This window comes from Streptomyces pathocidini (assembly GCF_001418495.1).
GTDB classification, from domain to species: Bacteria; Actinomycetota; Actinomycetes; order Streptomycetales; family Streptomycetaceae; genus Streptomyces; species Streptomyces pathocidini.
In genome coordinates, this window is sequence record NZ_LIQY01000329.1 from 1 (window position 1) to 3629 (window position 3629).

The following is a 3629-nucleotide window of genomic DNA, read 5'->3' on the forward strand; positions in this document are numbered from 1 at the left end:
GTCAGGGGTTCGACTCCCCTAGGCGGCTCCGAGAGCCCAGGTCACATTGCTTGTGACCTGGGCTTTTTCTATGCCAGGCTCGGCTGAGCCCGCTGAGCGGAGCTCCTGCCTGGGTTCGGCCCCGCGCTGGGGGGCGACATGGGCGGCCATGCAGTCGGCGAACTCGGCCTGCGCCGCGTCGACTTCCGTGGGGCGCTCGGTCATGGCCGTGGGCGCCGTGGGAGGGCCGGGCCGACGGGCGGTTGTCAGTGGCGGGTGTCACGCTGAGTTCGTGGGGGTTCACCAGGGCTGGGAACTGCGAAGGGAATCGTGATGATCACTACTGACTTCGTGCCGGGATCGCCGTGCTGGATCGACCTCGGCGCCCCGGACGTCGGTGCCGCGGCGGCGTTCTACGGCGCGGTGTTCGGCTGGCAGTTCGAGCCGATGCACGCGGGGGAGGAGGCCGAGGGCGAGGCCGGTGGCGTCTTCAAGCTGGACGGGAAGATGATCGCCGGGCTCGGTCCGCTGAGCGAGAAGGGGGCCCGCTCGGCCTGGATGATCTACTTCAACACCGCCGACGTGGACGCCACCACCCGGGCCGTGGAGAGCGGCGGCGGCACGGTGCGGGTCGCTCCGAAAGGTGTCGGTGACGTGGGGCGGATGGCGCAGTTCACCGACCCGCAGGGCGGCCAGTTCGCGGCTTTCCAGCCGGGCGGCATGACGGGCATGGAGGCGGCGGACGAGCCGGGCACGCTCACCTGGGTCGAGCTCTACACCACGGACTCGGCGGCGGCGCAGGCGTTCTACCGGTCCGTCTTCGACTGGCAGACCCAGGACATGCAACTGCCGGGCGGCCCGGACACGTACACGCTCCTCACCCCCTCCGGCCTCGGTGAGGAGCGGATGCAGGGCGGGCTGATGCAGCTGACCGCCGAGCACCTCGCGCTGACCGGCGGCCGTGCCTACTGGCACCCGGTGTTCGGCTCGACCGACACCGACGCCACGCTCGCCAAGGTCACGGAGAACGGCGGCAGCGTGCAGATGGGGCCGGAGGACGCCGAAGGCGTGGGGCGGCTGGCCGTGGCCGTCGACCCGTTCGGCGCGGACTTCGTGGTGCTGACCCCGGCGCCCCCGCAGTCGTAGGCGCGCGCCGCCGGGAGGCGGATCCGCCGCGGGCCGTCGGGCTCGCGGAGATCGGATCCGCCCCGGCGGGCAAGCGTGCCGGGGCCGCGAGTCGGGCGAATTCCTTGGGCCCTTCGGGGGAAATCCCGCTCCTCACCGATCCACTGTCACGGCTGAGGGGTGAGGAAGAGAAGCATGCGAATACGTACGCCGCTTCTCGCGCCCTTTCACGCCGCCGTGTTCACTGGCCTGCTGATAGCCGCGAGCCTTACCCCGGTCGCGTATGCCGCCGACCGGGGTGAGAAGAAGCCGGAGACCCGCCGCAAGGGCCACCACCTGGCCAACGCCCAGATGCACGGCCGCCGCTGCCACGTCCCGTCCGGCTACGACCCCCACGTCATCGCCACCGTCTGGCGGATCGGGCAGGACTACGAGGTCAGCGAGAAGGTGATGCTCGCCGGGTTCGAGGCGGGCTGGGTGGAGAGCCACATGAACAACCTCGACTGCGGGGACAAGGACTCCCTCGGGGTGTTCCAGCAGCGACCGAGCTACGGGTGGGGCACGCCCGCGCAGATCCTCGACCCGGCCCATGCGGCGGCGCGGTTCTTCTCCCGCGCCCTCGCCCGCGACTACGACAACCCCGACCTCACGCCGGGCGAACTCGCCCAGGCCGTCCAGCGGTCGGCGTTCCCCGGCCGCTACGACGACGCCGAGTACCGGGCCCGCGCCATGATGGACGAGGTGGCGGACGGGTACTGGGACGAGGACGACGGGTACGAGGACGGCTACGACGAAGGGGATGAGGGCTACTTCGGGCCCCCGAGCAGGATGGGCACCGTCGTCACCGATCTGGCCAAGTCCCATGTCCCCCGCTGAGACCGCGGCCACGGTGAGCGCCGCCGCCACGGCAAACATCATCGCCACGGTGAACGCCAGTGCCGCGGTGAGCGCCGCCGCCACGGTGAGCGCCGGCGACATGGCGCTCACCGGTGAGCCGGAGCGGTGGGGTCCTCAGAACCCGCCGCCGAAGTCCCCGCCGCCGAAGCCGCCGCCGAAATCGCCGCCCCCGAAGTCCCCGGCGTCGAAGTCGGAGCCGGAGTAGTCGCCTCCGCCGTAGTCACTGCCGTAGCCGTCGTACGCGTAGGCGTGCGGGCCGGCGATGACGCTGCCGAGCAGGGTGCCGGCCAGGAGGCCGGGGAGGATGCCGCCGCCGAAGTAGCCGTACGCCCAGGGGCCGTAGGTCGGGCCCGCGTCCCAGTACGGGCGGCGGCCTGAGGCCGTGTCGACCTGGCGGCTCATCGGCTCCTCGCCGTCCGCCAGCCGGGCCGCGTCGGCGGCGCAGACCGGAACGGTCCGCTCCGGGCCGCCCGGTGGCGCCCACTGGGTGTCCTCGACCGATGGGCCGTGCCGGGGGTCGAAGAAGCAGGGCAGCCGGCGGTGCGGCAGCGGCCTGCCGTCGCGCCGCGCCTCCAGAGTGGCCAGCGAGAACCGGCCGTCCTCCAGCGCCTGCGTCACCTGCCGCACGTCCTCGCCCCGCCGCGCGGCCGCCATCCGCGCCTTGGCCCTGTCGTACGAGTCCAGGGCGCGGGCGTAGTCCTCGCGCATCGTGTCGTCCGTCGTGCGGGCCGAGGGGTTGAAGTCGATCCGCTCCAGCTCCTCGCCGAAGGCGGTAATGTCCTCGTCGACCACCGGCCGCAGGATCTCCAGGCGTGCCCGGTCCTGCGCGGCCCGGCGCTTGCGGCCCCGCCGGGTGACCAGCAGCGCGCCGCCGCCGGCGACCAGCATCAGCACGCCGAGGGAGACAAGCATGCCGGCACCGGTGCCCCGGTGGCCCGGGCCGGAACCCGGATCCGTACCGGTGTCGGTGCCGGAACCGCCGCTCCAGACGGCCGGTGCATGGCCCTTGGCCTGCGGCAGGGCGTCGTCCACGAAGCCGTTGACCATCGCCTTCACGTCACCGGGGTCGGAGCGCTCCACCGAGCCCGCCAGGTTGGAGACGGCGTTGCGCGGCATCACCGAGGAGTCGGCGCCCGCGTCGAAGCGGTCGCCGAGCGCTACCGCGTACACGCCGGTGATGCCGACCTTGCTTCGCAGGTCGGCCAGCAGCGTCGACGGGTTGAACTCGGAGGCGTTCGGGAGCACGGCGACGAACACCGGCTTGTCCGCCCGCTCGATCTTGTCCGCCAGGGCCTTCGCGTCGGTGGCGGACAGTTCTCCCGAGGCCCGCGGGTCGACGTAGATGGGACCTTGGCGCAGGGCGTCCGCCGCGCGGTCGAGCCCACCCGCGGCGCTTGCTCCCGGCGCTGCGCCGGAGGCCATGACGAGGACGGCTGCCAGAAGCGCCAGCACCGCCAGCACCGGCGCGAGAAAGGCGCGCGCCCCCCAGGGCTTCGCTGCCGTGTTCATACCTACGACGCTAACTCCAAAGCCGCAATTCCGGACTATTCCTTTCAGGGTGGCTGATGGCCCCGGGGGCCCGGCTCGCGACACCCACATGGCGTACGCGGACTCGCCGCCGCGGCGGC

At 72.5% G+C, this 3629-nt stretch carries 3 protein-coding genes; 2 read left to right on the plus strand and 1 reads right to left on the minus strand.

The genetic code is table 11. The features are described from left to right. Positions 1 to 312: 312 nt before the first annotated feature. Positions 313 to 1125, plus strand: coding sequence for a VOC family protein (locus tag AOK16_RS16380; protein ID WP_055472984.1), 813 nt, complete (start codon positions 313 to 315; stop codon positions 1123 to 1125). Between the two features lie 174 nt (positions 1126 to 1299). Continuing rightward, entirely contained in the window at positions 1300 to 1980 is a 681-nt protein-coding gene (locus AOK16_RS16385) for a hypothetical protein (protein ID WP_055472985.1), read from the plus strand. A gap of 135 nt (positions 1981 to 2115) precedes the next feature. On the opposite strand, the gene AOK16_RS16390 is transcribed toward AOK16_RS16385, so the two are convergent. Further along, entirely contained in the window at positions 2116 to 3510 is a 1395-nt protein-coding gene (locus AOK16_RS16390) for a hypothetical protein (RefSeq protein ID WP_205627703.1), read from the minus strand. Between the last annotated feature and the right edge of the window lie 119 nt (positions 3511 to 3629).